Below are 14,528 nucleotides of genomic sequence, written 5' to 3' on the forward strand. Positions count from 1 at the left end.
AGATGGCTCATGAGCAACCTGAACACCAGCATCACCCGCGATACCGACCCGCGCACCATGCGCCGCATTGTCATCGCCTCGGTCCTGGGCAATGCCCTGGAATGGTATGACTTCTTCCTCTATGGCACGGCCGCAGCACTGATTTTCGCCCCGCTGTTCTTCCCCGCCGGCACCGACCCGGTGCTTGGCACCATGGCCTCGTTTGCCGGCTTCGCCGTGGGCTTTCTGGCACGCCCGCTGGGTGGCCTGATCTTTGGCCATATCGGCGACAAGGCCGGACGTAAGAAGGCCTTGGTGATGACCCTGGCGATCATGGGGGCGGCAACCTTCGCCATGGGCCTGCTGCCAACCTTCGAACAGGTCGGCTACCTGGCCCCCGCCTGCCTGGTGATCCTGCGCGTGCTGCAAGGCGTTGCCTCGGGCGGCGAATGGGGCGGCGGCGTGCTGCTGCTGAGCGAGAACGCGCCCAAGGACCGCGTCGGCTTCTATGCGGCCTGGAGCCAGCTGGGTGTTTCCGGCGGGTTCGTACTGTCTGCCGCTGCGTTCTACCTGGTGCAGATGCTGCCCGTCGAAGACATGATGAGCTGGGGCTGGCGGGTGCCATTTTTGGCCAGCATCCTGATTTTTGGCGTGGGGGTGTACATCCGCCGTCGCCTGCCAGAGAGCAAAGCCTTCGTCGAGGAACAGGCCCAGCAGGACAAGCCCGAGCACATGCCGGCCATGGAAGTGCTGCGCAACCACCCCAAGGCCGTGCTGCAGGCCATGGGTATCCGCATCGCCGAAAACGGCAGCGCCTACCTGTTCCTCGCCTTCACCATCGCCTACGCCAAGTTCACCGGCCTGGATACGCAACTGGTGCTGGCCAGCGTGATGGTGGCGATGATCGTCGAGGCCGGCACCATCGTGTTCTGGGGTTGGCTGTCGGACATCATTGGCCGGCGGGTGGTGTATGCCATCGGCTCGGTCGGTTTGATGGTGCTGGCGTTCCCGTTCTTCTGGATGCTCGATACCCACTCACCGGTGTGGGTGTACCTGGCGGCGTTGCTGGGCATGGCCTTCTGTCACGGCGCGATGATCGGCACCCAGCCGGCGCTGATGGGTGAGCTGTTCCCGGCCAAGGTGCGCTATTCGGGGCTGGCCATGGGGCACGAGATTGCCTCGATCTTCTCCGGCGGCCTGGCGCCACTGGCGGCAACGGCGCTGTTCAGCATTTACAAGGATGCCTGGCCGGTGTCGGTGATGCTCGTGGTGATGGGCGCGATCACCACCCTGGCGGTGATTTCCATCAAGCCACAAGCCTCTGCAGACAATAACTGACCGCGTGTTCAGCCCCTTCGCAGGAGCGGCCTTGGGCTGCGAAGGGGCCATCAGGCTGTCCCAATCAGGGCTGTCCCCTCAGGAACTTGCAAGCATGAATACCCTGACCGAAGCGCAACACCTCAAGCACACCCAAAAACGTTACGTGTACGAATGGTATGTGGTCATCCTGTGCATGGTGGCCTACATCTTCTCGTTCGTTGACCGGCAGATTCTGGCCCTGATGATCGAGCCGATAAAAGCCGACCTGCAGCTGAGCGACACCCAGTTCAGCCTGCTGCACGGCCTGGCGTTTTCGCTGTTCTACGCCTTCATGGGCATGCCCATCGCCTACCTGGCCGACCGCTTTTCGCGGCCACGCATCATCGCGGTCGGGGTGATTTTCTGGAGCTTCGCCACCGCCGCTTGCGGCCTGAGCAAGAACTTCACGCAGATGTTCCTTGCCCGTATCGGCGTGGGCGTCGGCGAAGCGGCCCTGTCGCCTTCGGCCTACTCGATGTTCAGCGACCTGTTCCCCAAGGAAAAGCTCGGCCGCGCAGTGGGCATCTACTCCATCGGCTCGTTCGTCGGTGGCGGCATTGCCTTTCTGGTCGGCGGCTACGTGATCACCTTGCTCAAGGACGCACAGACCATCGAGGTGGCCTTCCTTGGCGCCATGAAGGCCTGGCAACTGGCGTTCTTCATCGTCGGCCTGCCTGGGGTGCTCGTGGGCCTGCTGATCTGGCTGACCGTGCGCAACCCCGAGCGCAAGGGCGCGCAGTTGGACGCCGACGGTAATGTGCGCAAGGTGAAGCTCACCGACGGCCTGCGCTTCATCGGTCGTCACCGGGCCACGTTCAGCTGCCACTACCTGGGCTTCTCGTTCTACGCCATGGCGCTGTTCTGCATGATGAGCTGGACACCGGCGCTGTACATCCGCAAGTTCGGCATGAGCCCCGAGCAAGCAGGCTTCATGCTCGGCACCATCCTGCTGCTGGCCAACACCACGGGTGTGGTGTTCGGCGGTTGGCTGACCGACCACCTGGCCAAGCGCGGCCGCAGCGATGCAGCCATGCGTACCGGGGTCATCGGTGCGCTGGGCATGATCGTGCCGGCCGTGCTGTATTCGCAGGTGGACCAGCTGTGGCTGTCGGTGACCCTGCTGGTACCGGCCATGTTCTTCGCCTCGTTCCCCATGCCGGCGTCCACTGCGGCCATGCAGATCCTCTCGCCGAACCAGGTGCGTGCGCAGGTATCGGCGGTGTTCCTGCTGATCAGTAACCTGCTGGGCCTGGGCTTGGGCACCACGCTGGTGGCGCTGATCACCGACCGCTACTTCGGCGTACCGGCTGCGGTCGGTTCTTCGATGTCGATTGTCAGCTTCGTCGCGTCGTTGCTGGCCATCGTGTTGCTGGCCAAAGGCTGCAAGTGCTTCCGACACAGCATGCAGCGTGAGCACCCCATCGCGGCCTGAAGTGTTGGCCAGCATGACCCGATTGTAGTCGGGGGCACTGGGAGGTGAGCGCGAAAAGGGGGCGCGAGCCAATGCTTCAGGAATAACTGGCCCGAAACAGAAGTGGGAGCGGGCTTGCCCCGCGAAGCGCCGCGCGGGCGGCGCTCGATATCCGCTCCACCTCCAAGCCCAAGGCAAGCACCTGGCCGCCTTCACCCTGTCTGCCGACAAGCACATAGCAGCCCGCTTCCCCAATATTCCTTGTAAACACAAAAAAGCCTGGACCCTCTCCGCACGGAAAGGCCCAGGCATAAACGGTGAAAACTGTGGAGGCTGGCGTGTGTAGGAGCAGCCTTGCGCTGCGAAGAGGCCGGTGAAAACACAGTAGATCTGCGCTGCTGTCACCGGCCTCTTCGCAGCACAAGGCTGCTCCTACAAGGGTTGAGCGTCAGCCGAGCGCCACCTCCAAACTCAAGACAACACTTTCTTTTCCCACACCACATGTGGCACACAAAAAAGCCCGGCCCCCCCGCACGGAAAGGCCCAGGCATAAACGGTGAAAACTGTGGAGGCTAGCGTGTGTGGGAGCAGCCTTGCGCTGCGAAGAGGCCGGTGACAGCAGCGGAGATTTACTGTGTTTTCACCGGCCTCTTCGCAGCACAAGGCTGCTCCTACAAGGGTTGAGCGTCAGCCGAGCGCCACCTCCAAACTCAAGACAACACTTTCTTTTCCCACACCACATGTGGCACACAAAAAAGCCCGGACCCTCCCCGCACGGAAAGGCCCAGGCATAAACGGTGAATACTGTGGAGGCTGGCGTGTGTAGGAGCAGCCTTGCGCTGCGAAGAGGCCGGTGAAAACACAGTAGATCTGCGCTGCTGTCACCGGCCTCTTCGCAGCGCAAGGCTGCTCCTACAAGGGTCGAGCTTTAGCCGTCTTGCAACGCACGCGGGCGATGGCTGCGGGTTTCGGCCTCAGGCGCCTGCGCAGCCTGCAACGTGAAGTCGAAGGCCAACTCGGCGAAACGCTCCCCTTGCACACCCCGATCATGCGCCGCCGCCGCATCCTCGACAAAGCGCAGGTCACCGATCAACCCATCACGGGTGGCATAGGCAAAGTCATCCCACAGGTATTGGTCACCGGCGAAGTTGATCTGCGTGGTCAGGTGGCGATGCCCCGGCGCGGAGATGAAGAAGTGCACGTGCGCCGGGCGCTGGCCGTGGCGGCCAAGCAAGTCCAGGCACTCCTGAGTTGGCCCCTGCGGGTCGCAACCATAACCGGACGGCACGATGGAGCGGGCGCGGTAGCGGCCCTCTGCGTCAGTGATGATGCGTCGGCGCAGGTTGTACTCGGACTGGGTCGAGTCGAAGTACGAATAGGTGCCCTGGGTGTTGGCGTGCCAGAGGTCGACGGTAGCGCCTGCCAGCGGCTTGCCGTCGGCGCCGAATACCTGGCCTTGGAGGAACATCACTACGCCGGGGTCGGTGCCATCGTCCATGCGTGCTTCGCCTTGGCTAAGCGGCGCGCCTGCAACGTACAGCGGGCCTTCAATGGTGCGCGGGGTACCGCCGGTCAGGCCCGCTTCGGCATCCTTGGCGTCTTGCAGCAGGTCGATGAAGTGCTCGATCCCCAGGCCTGCTGCCAGCAGGCCCGCCTCGTTACGGCCGCCCAGGCGGTTGAGGTAGTCGACGGCATGCCAGAACTCGTCCTCGCTCACTTCCAAGTCTTCGATCAGGCGGGCAGTGTCCTGCAGCACGCGCAGGATGATCTGTTTGAAGCGCGGGTTACCCTCGGCGTGCCCAAGGCCTGCGACCTCTTCAAAAAACGACTGGATCTCGGCAGTGTGGGAAATTTTCACGGTCATTTTGCTTACCTCATCTTGTTCTTGTCAGGTAGTCAGGGACGAATCAGCGGTCGTCACTGTGGATCGACGACGGGTGGCGGCACAAGCCGTCCACCTCGATCTCCATGTACGGGAACAGCGGCAGTTGCATCAGGGTGTCGTGCAGGGCCTCGACGCTTGCCACATCGAACACGCTGTAGTTGGCGTAGTGCCCGGCAATGCGCCACAGGTGGCGCCAGGTACCTTCTTGTTGAAGGCGCTGGGCCAGTTCCTTTTCATCGGCCTTGAGCTTGGCGGCCTTGGCCGGGTCCATGTCGACCGGCAGTTTCACGGTCATCTTCACGTGGAACAGCATGCGGGTTCTCCTTAAGGCGTTGAATGTACAGTTCAGCGGCGGGCAAAGCGCGCCAGCCGCTGCTCGTCCAGGGTCAGGCCAAGGCCTGGCGTGCGTGGAATGTGCAGCTGGAAGTCGTGGTACTGCGGCGGCTCGTTGACGATCTCTTCGGTCAGCAGCAGCGGCCCGAACAGCTCGGTGCCCCAGGTCAGCTGGCGCAAGGTGAGGAACGCGTGGGCCGAAGCCAGGGTGCCGATCGAGCCTTCGAGCATGGTCCCGCCGTACAAGGCGATACCGGCCGCTTCGGCGATCTGCGCCGTGCGCAGCACTGCACGTGGGCCGCCGTTCTTGGCGATTTTCAGGGCAAAGATGCTGGCCGCGCCGTCCGCGGCCAGGCTGAAGGCGTCCTCGACGCTTTCGATCGATTCGTCGGCCATGATCGGCGCTGGGCTGCGCTGGTTGAGACGCACCTGGCCGCCGCGGTTGATCCGCGAAATGGGCTGTTCGATCAGGTCGATTCCGTTGTCGCCGAGCACCTGGCAGGCGCGCAGGGCCTGGGACTCGTCCCAGTACTGGTTGACGTCGACCCGCACGCTGGCGCTGTCACCCAGCTCGCGCTTGATCGCCACCACGTGCTTGAGGTCTTGCTCCACCGGGTTGGCGCCGATCTTCAGCTTGAACACACGGTGGCGACGGATCTCCAGCATGTGCTGGGCTTCGGCGATATCGCGGGCGGTATCGCCACTGGCCAGGGTCCAGGCCACTTCCAGGCTGTCGCGTACGCGGCCGCCCAGCAGCTCGCTGACCGGCAGGCCCAGGCGCTTGCCCTGGGCATCGAGCAAGGCGCTTTCGAGACCCGACTTGGCAAAGGTGTTGCCCTTGGCCAGCTTGTCCAGCTTGAGCATGGCGGCGTTGATGTTATCTGCCGGCAGGCCGATCAGCGCCGGCGCCAGGTGTGCGTCGATATTGGCCTTGATGCCCTCGGGGCTTTCATAGCCGTAGGCCAGGCCACCAATGGTGGTCGCCTCGCCGATACCTTCGACGCCGTCGCTACAACGCACGCGCAATACCACCAGGGTTTGCTGTTGCATGGTGTGCATGGCCAGCTTGTGCGGGCGAATGGTCGGCAGGTCGACGATAATTGCATCTATGCGTTCAATCAGGGTGTTTGTCATTGTTGCCAGGTCCCGTCAGATCGGACCGCAGATGGCAGACCCGATAGTTGCACTTACTTGATTGATCAAGCATTGCGCGAGACCCTGATACCCGTCCAATATCAAATGAATCTCCCACCATACCCTGGAGGTCTGATGGAACTGCGTCACCTTCGCTACTTCAAGGTGCTGGCCGAAACGCTGAACTTCACCCGTGCTGCCGAGCTGCTGCATATCGCCCAGCCGCCGCTAAGCCGGCAGATCAGCCAGCTCGAGGAGCAGCTCGGCACGCTGCTGGTGCTGCGTGAACGCCCGCTGCGCCTGACCGAAGCCGGGCGGTTCTTCTATGAACAGACCTGCACCCTGCTCCAGCAACTGGAAAACATCAGCGACAACACCCGCCGCATCGGCCATGGGCAACGCCAATGGCTGGGCATCGGTTTTGCGCCCTCCACCTTGTACACCGTGCTGCCAGCGCTGATCCGCGAACTGCGCCAGGACAGCGAGCTGGAACTGGGGTTGAGCGAGATGACCACGCTGCAGCAGGTCGAGGCACTCAAGAGTGGCCGCATCGACATCGCCTTCGGCCGTATTCGTATCGATGACCCGGCCATCCTCCAGCAGGTGCTGTGCGAAGACCCCTTGGTCGCGGTATTGCCCAAGGGCCACCCGTTGGCAGGCACCCCACTGACCCTCGCGCAACTGGCCAAGGAGCCGTTCATTCTGTACCCGGCCAACCCCAGGCCCAGCTATGCCGACCATGTGCTGGCCCTGTTCGCCCACCACGGCATGACCCTGAAAATCAGCCAGTGGGCCAACGAACTGCAAACGGCCATCGGCCTGGTGGCCGTCGGGCTCGGCGTGACCCTGGTGCCGGCGTCGGTGCAACAGCAGCACCGCACGGATATCGAGTATGTCGGCTTGCTGGACACCAGCGCCGTCAGCCCGATCATCCTCAGCCGTCGCAAGGGCGATGTGAGCCCGATCGTGCAGCGGTGCCTGGCGTTGATTGCACAACAGGCGACCTGACCTGCCCTCCCCGTATACCCATCGGTATATGGATGTTCCCGTTGAACTGTTTCATGCTCCGACACGCGATCGCGAACCGCCGAGGCATCACACACATTCAATAAAAACCAATGCTGCGCCGGCAAACGGCGCGGCGCGGAGTCGAACATGACGGGACGTCTCAAGGGCAAGGTCGCGCTGATTACAGGCGGCGCGGGTGGGTGCGGGCTGGCCGCATCGGAGCTGTTCGCGGCAGAGGGGGCGCGAGTCGGTATCGTCGACTTGCCTGGCAGCAAAGGCGCTGAGGTGGCACAGCAGTTGCGCGATGCCGGCCATGACGTGCTGTTCGCCCCCGCCGATGTCTCCGACGCGCAACAGGTCAAGTCTGCCGTTGCTGCCGTGGAACAGGCGTTTGGGCCCATCACCGTCCTTATGAACCACGCCGGTATCCTGGCTGCCGTGCCCTTCCTGGAAACCAGCGAAGAAGAATGGGACCGGATCATGGCCGTGAACGTGAAAAGCATGTTCCTGGTCACCAAGGCGGTCTTGCCGGGCATGCTCTCGGCAGGCGGCGGCAGCATCGTCTGTACGTCGTCGATCTCGGCCGTGGTGGGCACGCCGATGGAGGTGCTGTATTGCACCAGCAAGGGCGCCACGCACATGTTCGCCCGGGCCATCGCCGTGGAGTTCCGCGACCGCGGCATCCGCGCCAACGCGATCTGCCCGGGCTTCATCGCCACCGCACATGGCCTGCGCGAAATCGACATGCTGCGCAAACACGGCGTGGATGTCAGCGAACATGCCATCGCCGCCGCCCAAGGGCGCCTGTGCCAGCCGTCGGAAGTGGCCACTGCGGCGCTGTTCCTGGCCAGCGACGACGCCAGTTTCGTCAACGGCGCCCACCTGTTTGCCGACAACGGCTACACCGCCATCTGATCACAACAATAATGGGCAGGAGAGCAACGTGACCACCTCATCGAACAACATGCACATCAACGAGTTCGGGCTCAATCAGGCGCACTGGCGCAATTGGGCGGGCAACCAGTCGTGTATCCGCGCGGCGCGTGGCGCGCCCTCCAGCGAAGACGAACTGTGCACCTTGGTGAGCCAGGCCAGCGCCAATGGCATGAACGTGCGCGTGGCAGGTTCCGGGCATTCGTTCACACCGGTGGCGCTGACCAATGGCTTGCACCTGACGCTGGGCAACATGAGCGGTGTACGCCACATCGACCACGAAAAAAAACGCGTCACTGCGGCGGCCGGAACGACCATCAACGCCTTCGGCAAGGCGCTGCGGGCTGCAGGCTTGTCCATGGTCAACCAGGGTGACATCGACAGCCAGTCGATTGCCGGTGCCTTGACCACAGGCACCCACGGCACCGGCCTGACCCTGGGTAACCTGGCCTCCTCGATCGTCGGCATGAAGCTGGTTCAGCCCAACGGTGAGATCATCGTGGTGGACGAAAGCACCCCCGACCTGCTGCAGGCTGGCCGGGTGTCGCTGGGGGTGCTGGGGATCGTCTCGGAGCTGACCTTGCAGGTGACCGACAGCTTCAACCTGCACGAACGCATCTGGCGTGAAGACTTCGAAAGCGTGATGGACAAGCACGACGATCTGGCCCGTACACACCGCCACTTCAGCTTCTTCTGGTGCCCCTACGAGCAGAGCCGGCACTGCTACTGCCTGCCCGACACCGCCGCCACCTCCACCAGCGGGCGCACCACCGACGTCTGTGAAGTAAAGGTCATGGACATCACCGACCGCCCGGCCTGGGAAAGCCCGTTCGAGAAAGTGGCCTACAGCTCGGACGTCTACCCCATCGAGTACCTGCCCAACTTCCATGAACTGGAATACGCCGTGCCCATCAGGCACAGCAAGGACGCCTTGCGGGCGGTGCGCAAGCTGATGCTTGAGGACTTCCCCGAGGCGATCTACCCCATCGAATACCGTTTCACCGCAGGCGACGGCGCCTGGATGAGCCCGTTCTTCGAGCAGGACAGTGTCACCATTTCGGTGTCCGGCCAGCCAGGCACCGACTACTGGGACTACCTGCGTGCGGTCGACCAGATTCTGCGTTCATACGGCGCCCGGCCTCACTGGGGCAAGCTGCACTTTCTGACCGGCGACGACGTCAGCGCGATCTACCCCCGTGCCGAGGATTTCCGCACCCTGCGCCGCCAACTCGACCCTCAGGGGGTGTACCTCAGCGAGCACCTGAGCCCGCTGTTCAAGTAGGCCGCAACGGCTTGGCACAACGCCCGGGGGAGCACCTCGGGCGTTGTGCTTTCAAGGCCGTCAGGCCTTGGCCAGGTAGTCGATGAACAGGCGAAACAGCTCGGCGTTGGTAGAAATTTCAAGCCGCTGGTAGATGTTGTGCTTGTGCACTTTCACCGTGCCATCGGAAATATTCAGTTGCCTGGCAATCGACGCGTTGCTGTGCCCCTGCAACAGCAACTTGGCGATGTAGCGCTGCGTTTCGGTCAACTGGCCCTGCAGGATCTCGACGAACGCATCTTCCAGCACCACGCTCTCGGCTGGCGCATCGCGCAGGCAATCCGCGTACTTCAGCCGACAATGCTGCCCGAGTACCGAGGCCAGCACAGGCGCCATGGCGGCCAGCATCTGCATGTCGTCTTCGCCGAAGCTGCCACTGCTGAGGTTGCGCATCAGCGAGTAGACGACAGCCACCTGGGGGCGCAGTGCGATGATGAACCCCACCTCCTCCACCGAGGTGCCGTAGTCGGACGACACGCACGGGTGGATGTCCTTGGAGATGGAAAAGCCCGAAGAGAAGAAGCTGTCGGGTGCCAGCTCACTCATGCGCCACAGCCCGGGCGGGTGTTCGTTGACGCAGGCGACATAAAACGGGTCGAGCAGGTAGCCGCCGCGCACGTAGGCATTCAAGGTGCGCTCCGACACCGAGTCGTTGTAGCCGTTATGCACCAGCACGGCCTTCTGGTTGAACTGGAACAGGTAGCCACAGCTCATCTCAAAGGCCAGTTTCTCTCGCAGCAGCGCATCGATGGCGGGCCCCAAGTGTTCCGTGCCTATCGCGTCGATAACGGCCGCCAGCCTGTTCGCTTCTTCCAATGTCATCGTTCCCCCCTGCTCTTGTGCACTGAAGCACCCAGAACTTACCGCCCTGCGCCGCAAAAAGCACAAAATCCGGGGCGCCCTGGGCGCTCCGGATCATGTCGACGACGCTTTTCGATCAGGACGCTTCAGCCGCCACCTTGAAGGCGCTGGCGGCCTCATCCTGGCGCCCCATCTCAAGTGCCTTGGGTACGGCGAGCCAACTGGCCAGCAACATGGCGACCAGGCCACCGCTGAGTTTGCCGATCATCAGCGGCAGGATCAACGAGGGCTGGAAGTTGGCAGAGAACGCCATGTGGTCGCCGAACGTGAAGGCGGCGCACACCGAAAAAGCGATCACCAAAACCTTGTCCTTGGGCGGCATTTCGCTGACCAGCCTGAACATTGCCAGGATGTTGGCCGATGCGGCCAGTACACCGGCTGCACCAACACCCGACATGCCGAACCGCGAGGCGACCCGCTCGATGGGCTTGGCCAGAAAGCGCTTGAGCAGGTGCACCATCGGGAATGCCCCACACAGCATCAGGCCGACGTATCCCGCAATTTCCAGTGCGCGGAACTGGTCGTCGGCATCGGCGATGATAGGGGCGAAGCCCCAGCCACCGAATACGCTGCTGAAGAAGCCGGTGAAGTACTGGACGATGGAGGCCACCAGCACCAACACCACCGTGATGTACATGAACTGCCCAAGTTTGAGGAACAGGTAGACCATCAGCGTCGGGAAGTAGCGAAGTGCAGCAGCCAGCGCGATGCAGAACAGAATCAACGGCATCAGGTTACGCACCAGCATCGGCCAGGTGAAGTGCAGTGCCTGAGTGGCCACGCCAGTGGTGGCGATGTCCGGGCGGACCTCCAGGCCGAGCATTTGAATGGTCATGGCAATCACCATGATGCTGACCGGAATGGTCAACAAGCCAGCCATGATGCCTAAGGCCATGTACTTGTGGTCGACCTTGCGCAGCATCGCCAGCCCAACCGGGATCACGAAGATGATCGTCGAACCAGACTGGAAGCCAGTGATCAAGCCGAGGATCCAGCCCTCGGGGCTTTGCGCCAGGGCCTTGGCAAGCTGGTAGCCGCCCATGTCGGAGGCGATGAAGATGGGCCCGGCAATCCCCGGGTCGGCGCCTAACGCCAGGAACAGCGGCGCGATCAACTGGCTGATGCCTGCGGAAATATAAGGGATCGCCGCCATGATGCCGGCCACGGGGATGAAGATGGGGCCAATGCTGTGCAGGCCGGCAATGAATTCCTGGCCCAATTCGCCTTCCGGGTTGTAGATGGATGCCACGGCACCCAGTACCGCGCACACCATGATGACGTAGATGACATAGGTGCCGATGCTTTCCATTTGCCGCCTCATTCTTGTAAGAGTTGTTGGGTTGGCAGGACTGAATGTCGCGGGGGGCGTAATTGTTTTTATCGCGCATGCAAGGTGCGCCCCGTCGAGGGTTAAGCTATTCGGCAGGCAGTTGGCTGTCCATATACCGAGAGGTATAGGCAGTTCACAGAATGTGGGGCAACCCTGCTACTCCACACGGGTCATCAACACAGGAACAACGCATGATTCACGGCAAATCGCTAGACGCTTGGTACGCCTCTCACCCGCGGGTCGAGGACCTGGTCACGCTGCGCGAAACCTGCTGGTTCAACCCAGGCATCGTGCCCACCGCACAAGCCCTGGGCGACGTCGGCCTCACTGCCACCGACGTCAGCGCAGCCAGTGCCCGGCTGCAGCGGTTTGCACCGTACCTGGCCGAGGTGTTCCCCGACACCGCCGCGTCTGGCGGTATCATCGAGTCGCCGATCCGCCCGCTGCCTGCCCTGCAGCACACCCTGCTGCAAGAGGCTGGCCTTGCCCAAGGCGGTGCGCTCTGGCTCAAGGCCGACAGCGAGCTGCCGATTTCCGGCTCGATCAAGGCCCGCGGCGGCATCCACGAAGTGCTCAAGCATGCCGAAGACCTGGCGCTGGCGGCCGGCCTGATCACCCTGGACAGCGATTACCGAGTATTGGCCAGGGATGACGCCCGGCAGTTTTTCAGCCAGTACAAGGTAGCGGTCGGCTCGACCGGCAACCTCGGGCTGTCGATCGGCATCATGAGCGCGCGGCTGGGTTTCCAGGCCACGGTGCACATGTCGTCGGATGCGCGGCAGTGGAAAAAGGACAAACTGCGCGCCAACGGCGTGAGCGTGATCGAGTACCCCTCCGACTACAGCGTTGCGGTGGAACAAGGCCGCCAGCAAGCAGCAGCGGACCCTACTTGCTACTTCGTCGATGATGAAAACTCGCCTCACCTGTTCCTCGGTTATGCCGTGGCTGCCGAACGCTTGCAGGGCCAGTTCAAGGCCGCCGGCATCAAGGTCGATGCCGAGCACCCGCTGTTCGTCTACCTGCCCTGCGGCGTGGGTGGCGGGCCTGGCGTGGTGGCGTTCGGCTTGAAGCTGCTGTTTGGTGATCACGTGCACTGCGTCTTCGCCGAACCCACCCATTCGCCCTGCATGTTCCTTGGCGTGTACACCGGGCTGCATGACGAAACCAGCGTGCAGGACTTCGGCATCGACAACGTCACCGCAGCCGATGGCCTGGCGGTAGGCCGCCCTTCCGGCTTTGTTGGCAAGGCCATGCAGCGCCTGCTCGACGGCTACTACACGGTCACGGACGAGCGGCTGTACCAATTGCTGGTGCTGGCCCATGACCTGGAGCAGGTGCGCCTCGAGCCCTCGGCGCTGGCCGGCATGCCTGGCATGGTGCAGGTACTGCAAGCAACGCAGTACCTGGCGCGCATGGGGCTGACGGCGCAGCGCATGGCCAACGCGACCCACTTGGTGTGGGGCACCGGTGGCAGCATGGTGCCGGATGACGAATATGCCGCCTACCTGGCCAAGGGGCGTTAGGCCTTGCGCCGACGATAAGCCACAAGCAGAAAGACAAACCACAACGGCATCACGCACAGGGCCATCCGCGTATCCGGCTCAAGGGCCAGAAGCACCAGCACGAAGCCGAGAAAGCCCAGCGAGGTGACGGCCATCGGCACGCCACCCGGCAGCTTGAACTTCGACGCCTGGTGCGCGGCCGGGTTGTGCTTGCGGTAGGCGATGTACGCGGCGAGGATCATCGACCAGGTGAAGATCACCAGAATCGCCGAGATGGTCGAAATCAGCGTGAACACCGTCATCACCTCGGGGATGATGAACAGCAGGGCCAACCCGGCCAGCATGCACATCGCCGAAAACAGCAAACTGTGCACCGGCACGCTGAGGGCCGAAAGCCTGGCAAAGATGGCGGGTGCATTACCCCGCTCGGCCAGGCCAAACAGCATTCGGCAGCCAGAATAGACGCCGCTGTTGGCAGAGGATGCCGCCGACGTCAGCACCACGAAGTTGAGCATGCCGGCAGCGGCGGGAAAGCCGGCCAACAGGAACAGCTCGACGAAGGGGCTGCGGTTGGCCGGCACTTCTGCCCACGAGACCACGCTGATGATGCACACCAGCGCCAGGATGTAGAACAGCAGGATGCGTAAAGGAATGGTGTTGATGGCCTTGGGCAGCGAACGGTGCGGGTTCTTTGCCTCGGCGGCGGTGGTACCGATCAGCTCGGTGCCAGCGAAGGAAAACACGGCAATCTGGAAGCCTGCGAAAAACCCACTGATGCCATGGGGCAGCACCGCGCCGGGCGCCACCACGTTGGACAGCGAGGCCACCACGCCGTTGGGTGATACATAGGCGGTGGCGATCATCACCGCTGCGGTGATGATCAGCGTGACGATGGCCACGATCTTGATGATCCCGAACCAGAACTCCACTTCGCCGAAGATTCGCACCGCCAACATGTTCAGCCCAAGCAGCACGAACAGGGTGAAGAACGCCGGTATCCACGCGGGCACATCCGCATACCAGTACTGGAAGAACCCCGCCACGACCACCACGTCGCCGACCACCGCCACGCTCCAGCTCAGCCAGTAGGACCAGCTCAGCACGAAGCCGGCGCGCGGGCCCAGGTAGTGGGCGACGATGTCGGCGAACGATTTGAAACGCAGGTCAGAAAGCAGCAGCTCGCCCATGGCACGCATGACGAAGAACACGAAAAAACCGAGGATCGCGTAGACCAGCAGAATGGAGGTACCGGACAGCGCGATGACCTTGCCCGAGCCCATGAACAAGCCGGTGCCGATGGCGCCACCAATGGAGATCAGCTGGATATGGCGGTTTTCCAGCGTGCGTTTGAGGTGCCCGTCTTGGGCTGAGTCTGTAGGTTTGCTTTGATCAAGGCTTGCGGACATGTCTTGCATGAGCGACCTCTTTTTATTGTGGGTATCAGGGCTTTCGAACAAGGCCCGCGCAGGGCC

The 14,528-nt window shown here is 62.6% G+C and carries 12 protein-coding genes; 6 read left to right on the top strand and 6 right to left on the bottom strand.

Translation table 11 applies throughout. The features are described 5' to 3' along the window. Positions 1-9: 9 nt before the first annotated feature. Both AB7M33_RS25900 and AB7M33_RS25905 read left to right on the top strand, forming a co-directional pair. On the top strand, positions 10-1,317 hold the full coding sequence (locus AB7M33_RS25900) for an MFS transporter (protein ID WP_027593650.1): 1,308 nt from the start codon (positions 10-12) through the stop codon (positions 1,315-1,317). A 94-nt stretch (positions 1,318-1,411) separates the two neighbouring features. Beyond that, positions 1,412-2,770, top strand: a complete 1,359-nt coding sequence (locus AB7M33_RS25905; protein ID WP_454243955.1) for a spinster family MFS transporter — start codon at positions 1,412-1,414, stop codon at positions 2,768-2,770. A 907-nt stretch (positions 2,771-3,677) separates the two neighbouring features. Here the strand turns inward: AB7M33_RS25905 and catA are convergent. From catA to AB7M33_RS25920, 3 genes are read right to left on the bottom strand one after another with little or no spacing between them, the layout of a single operon-like run. Next, complete coding sequence (catA, locus tag AB7M33_RS25910; protein WP_099453741.1) at positions 3,678-4,613, bottom strand: catechol 1,2-dioxygenase; 936 nt, start codon at positions 4,611-4,613, stop codon at positions 3,678-3,680. Positions 4,614-4,656: 43 nt separating this feature from the next. Then, positions 4,657-4,947, bottom strand: a complete 291-nt coding sequence (gene catC, locus AB7M33_RS25915; RefSeq protein WP_027593653.1) for a muconolactone Delta-isomerase — start codon at positions 4,945-4,947, stop codon at positions 4,657-4,659. Positions 4,948-4,979: 32 nt separating this feature from the next. Next, a complete protein-coding gene (locus AB7M33_RS25920) occupies positions 4,980-6,101 on the bottom strand; it encodes a muconate cycloisomerase family protein (protein WP_027593654.1) in 1,122 nt (373 codons plus the stop codon). A 135-nt stretch (positions 6,102-6,236) separates the two neighbouring features. On the opposite strand from AB7M33_RS25920, the gene AB7M33_RS25925 reads away from it, so the two are divergent. The 3 genes from AB7M33_RS25925 to AB7M33_RS25935 all read left to right on the top strand — a co-directional run bounded on the left by AB7M33_RS25925 (position 6,237) and on the right by AB7M33_RS25935 (position 9,324). Continuing rightward, the gene (locus tag AB7M33_RS25925; RefSeq protein ID WP_099428992.1) at positions 6,237-7,109 is read left to right on the top strand and encodes a LysR family transcriptional regulator; all 873 of its coding nucleotides are present in this window, start codon (positions 6,237-6,239) and stop codon (positions 7,107-7,109) included. Positions 7,110-7,256: 147 nt separating this feature from the next. Continuing rightward, positions 7,257-8,024, top strand: coding sequence for an SDR family NAD(P)-dependent oxidoreductase (locus AB7M33_RS25930; protein ID WP_186683188.1), 768 nt, complete (start codon positions 7,257-7,259; stop codon positions 8,022-8,024). A 28-nt stretch (positions 8,025-8,052) separates the two neighbouring features. Further along, entirely contained in the window at positions 8,053-9,324 is a 1,272-nt protein-coding gene (locus AB7M33_RS25935; protein ID WP_454243956.1) for a D-arabinono-1,4-lactone oxidase, read from the top strand. A gap of 60 nt (positions 9,325-9,384) precedes the next feature. Here the strand turns inward: AB7M33_RS25935 and AB7M33_RS25940 are convergent, their stop codons facing one another. Both AB7M33_RS25940 and eutH read right to left on the bottom strand, forming a co-directional pair. Then, positions 9,385-10,185 carry a helix-turn-helix domain-containing protein gene (locus AB7M33_RS25940; RefSeq protein ID WP_238217751.1) on the bottom strand — a complete coding sequence of 267 codons (801 nt, stop codon included), beginning with the start codon at positions 10,183-10,185 and terminating at the stop codon, positions 9,385-9,387. A 115-nt stretch (positions 10,186-10,300) separates the two neighbouring features. Continuing rightward, a complete protein-coding gene (eutH, locus tag AB7M33_RS25945) occupies positions 10,301-11,533 on the bottom strand; it encodes an ethanolamine utilization protein EutH (RefSeq protein WP_454243957.1) in 1,233 nt (410 codons plus the stop codon). Between the two features lie 212 nt (positions 11,534-11,745). Here eutH and AB7M33_RS25950 point away from each other — a divergent pair, with 212 nt between their 5' ends. After that, entirely contained in the window at positions 11,746-13,077 is a 1,332-nt protein-coding gene (locus AB7M33_RS25950) for a D-serine ammonia-lyase (protein WP_454243958.1), read from the top strand. Here the strand turns inward: AB7M33_RS25950 and AB7M33_RS25955 are convergent. Beyond that, positions 13,074-14,471, bottom strand: coding sequence for an amino acid permease (locus AB7M33_RS25955; RefSeq protein ID WP_027593657.1), 1,398 nt, complete (start codon positions 14,469-14,471; stop codon positions 13,074-13,076). The genes AB7M33_RS25950 and AB7M33_RS25955 overlap by 4 nt on opposite strands. Between the last annotated feature and the right edge of the window lie 57 nt (positions 14,472-14,528).

The organism is Pseudomonas sp. Y3 TE3536, from assembly GCF_053629175.1.

Excerpts from the sequence above, each read along its gene's own strand:
- AB7M33_RS25900 (WP_027593650.1), top strand. The coding sequence starts at position 10 with ATGAGCAACCTGAACACCAGCATCACCCGCGATACCGACCCGCGCACC.
- AB7M33_RS25905 (WP_454243955.1), top strand. The coding sequence starts at position 1,412 with ATGAATACCCTGACCGAAGCGCAACACCTCAAGCACACCCAAAAACGT.
- catA (WP_099453741.1), bottom strand. The coding sequence starts at position 4,613 with ATGACCGTGAAAATTTCCCACACTGCCGAGATCCAGTCGTTTTTTGAA.
- catC (WP_027593653.1), bottom strand. The coding sequence starts at position 4,947 with ATGCTGTTCCACGTGAAGATGACCGTGAAACTGCCGGTCGACATGGAC.
- AB7M33_RS25920 (WP_027593654.1), bottom strand. The coding sequence starts at position 6,101 with ATGACAAACACCCTGATTGAACGCATAGATGCAATTATCGTCGACCTG.
- AB7M33_RS25925 (WP_099428992.1), top strand. The coding sequence starts at position 6,237 with ATGGAACTGCGTCACCTTCGCTACTTCAAGGTGCTGGCCGAAACGCTG.
- AB7M33_RS25930 (WP_186683188.1), top strand. The coding sequence starts at position 7,257 with ATGACGGGACGTCTCAAGGGCAAGGTCGCGCTGATTACAGGCGGCGCG.
- AB7M33_RS25940 (WP_238217751.1), bottom strand. The coding sequence starts at position 10,185 with ATGACATTGGAAGAAGCGAACAGGCTGGCGGCCGTTATCGACGCGATA.
- eutH (WP_454243957.1), bottom strand. The coding sequence starts at position 11,533 with ATGGAAAGCATCGGCACCTATGTCATCTACGTCATCATGGTGTGCGCG.
- AB7M33_RS25950 (WP_454243958.1), top strand. The coding sequence starts at position 11,746 with ATGATTCACGGCAAATCGCTAGACGCTTGGTACGCCTCTCACCCGCGG.
- AB7M33_RS25955 (WP_027593657.1), bottom strand. The coding sequence starts at position 14,471 with ATGCAAGACATGTCCGCAAGCCTTGATCAAAGCAAACCTACAGACTCA.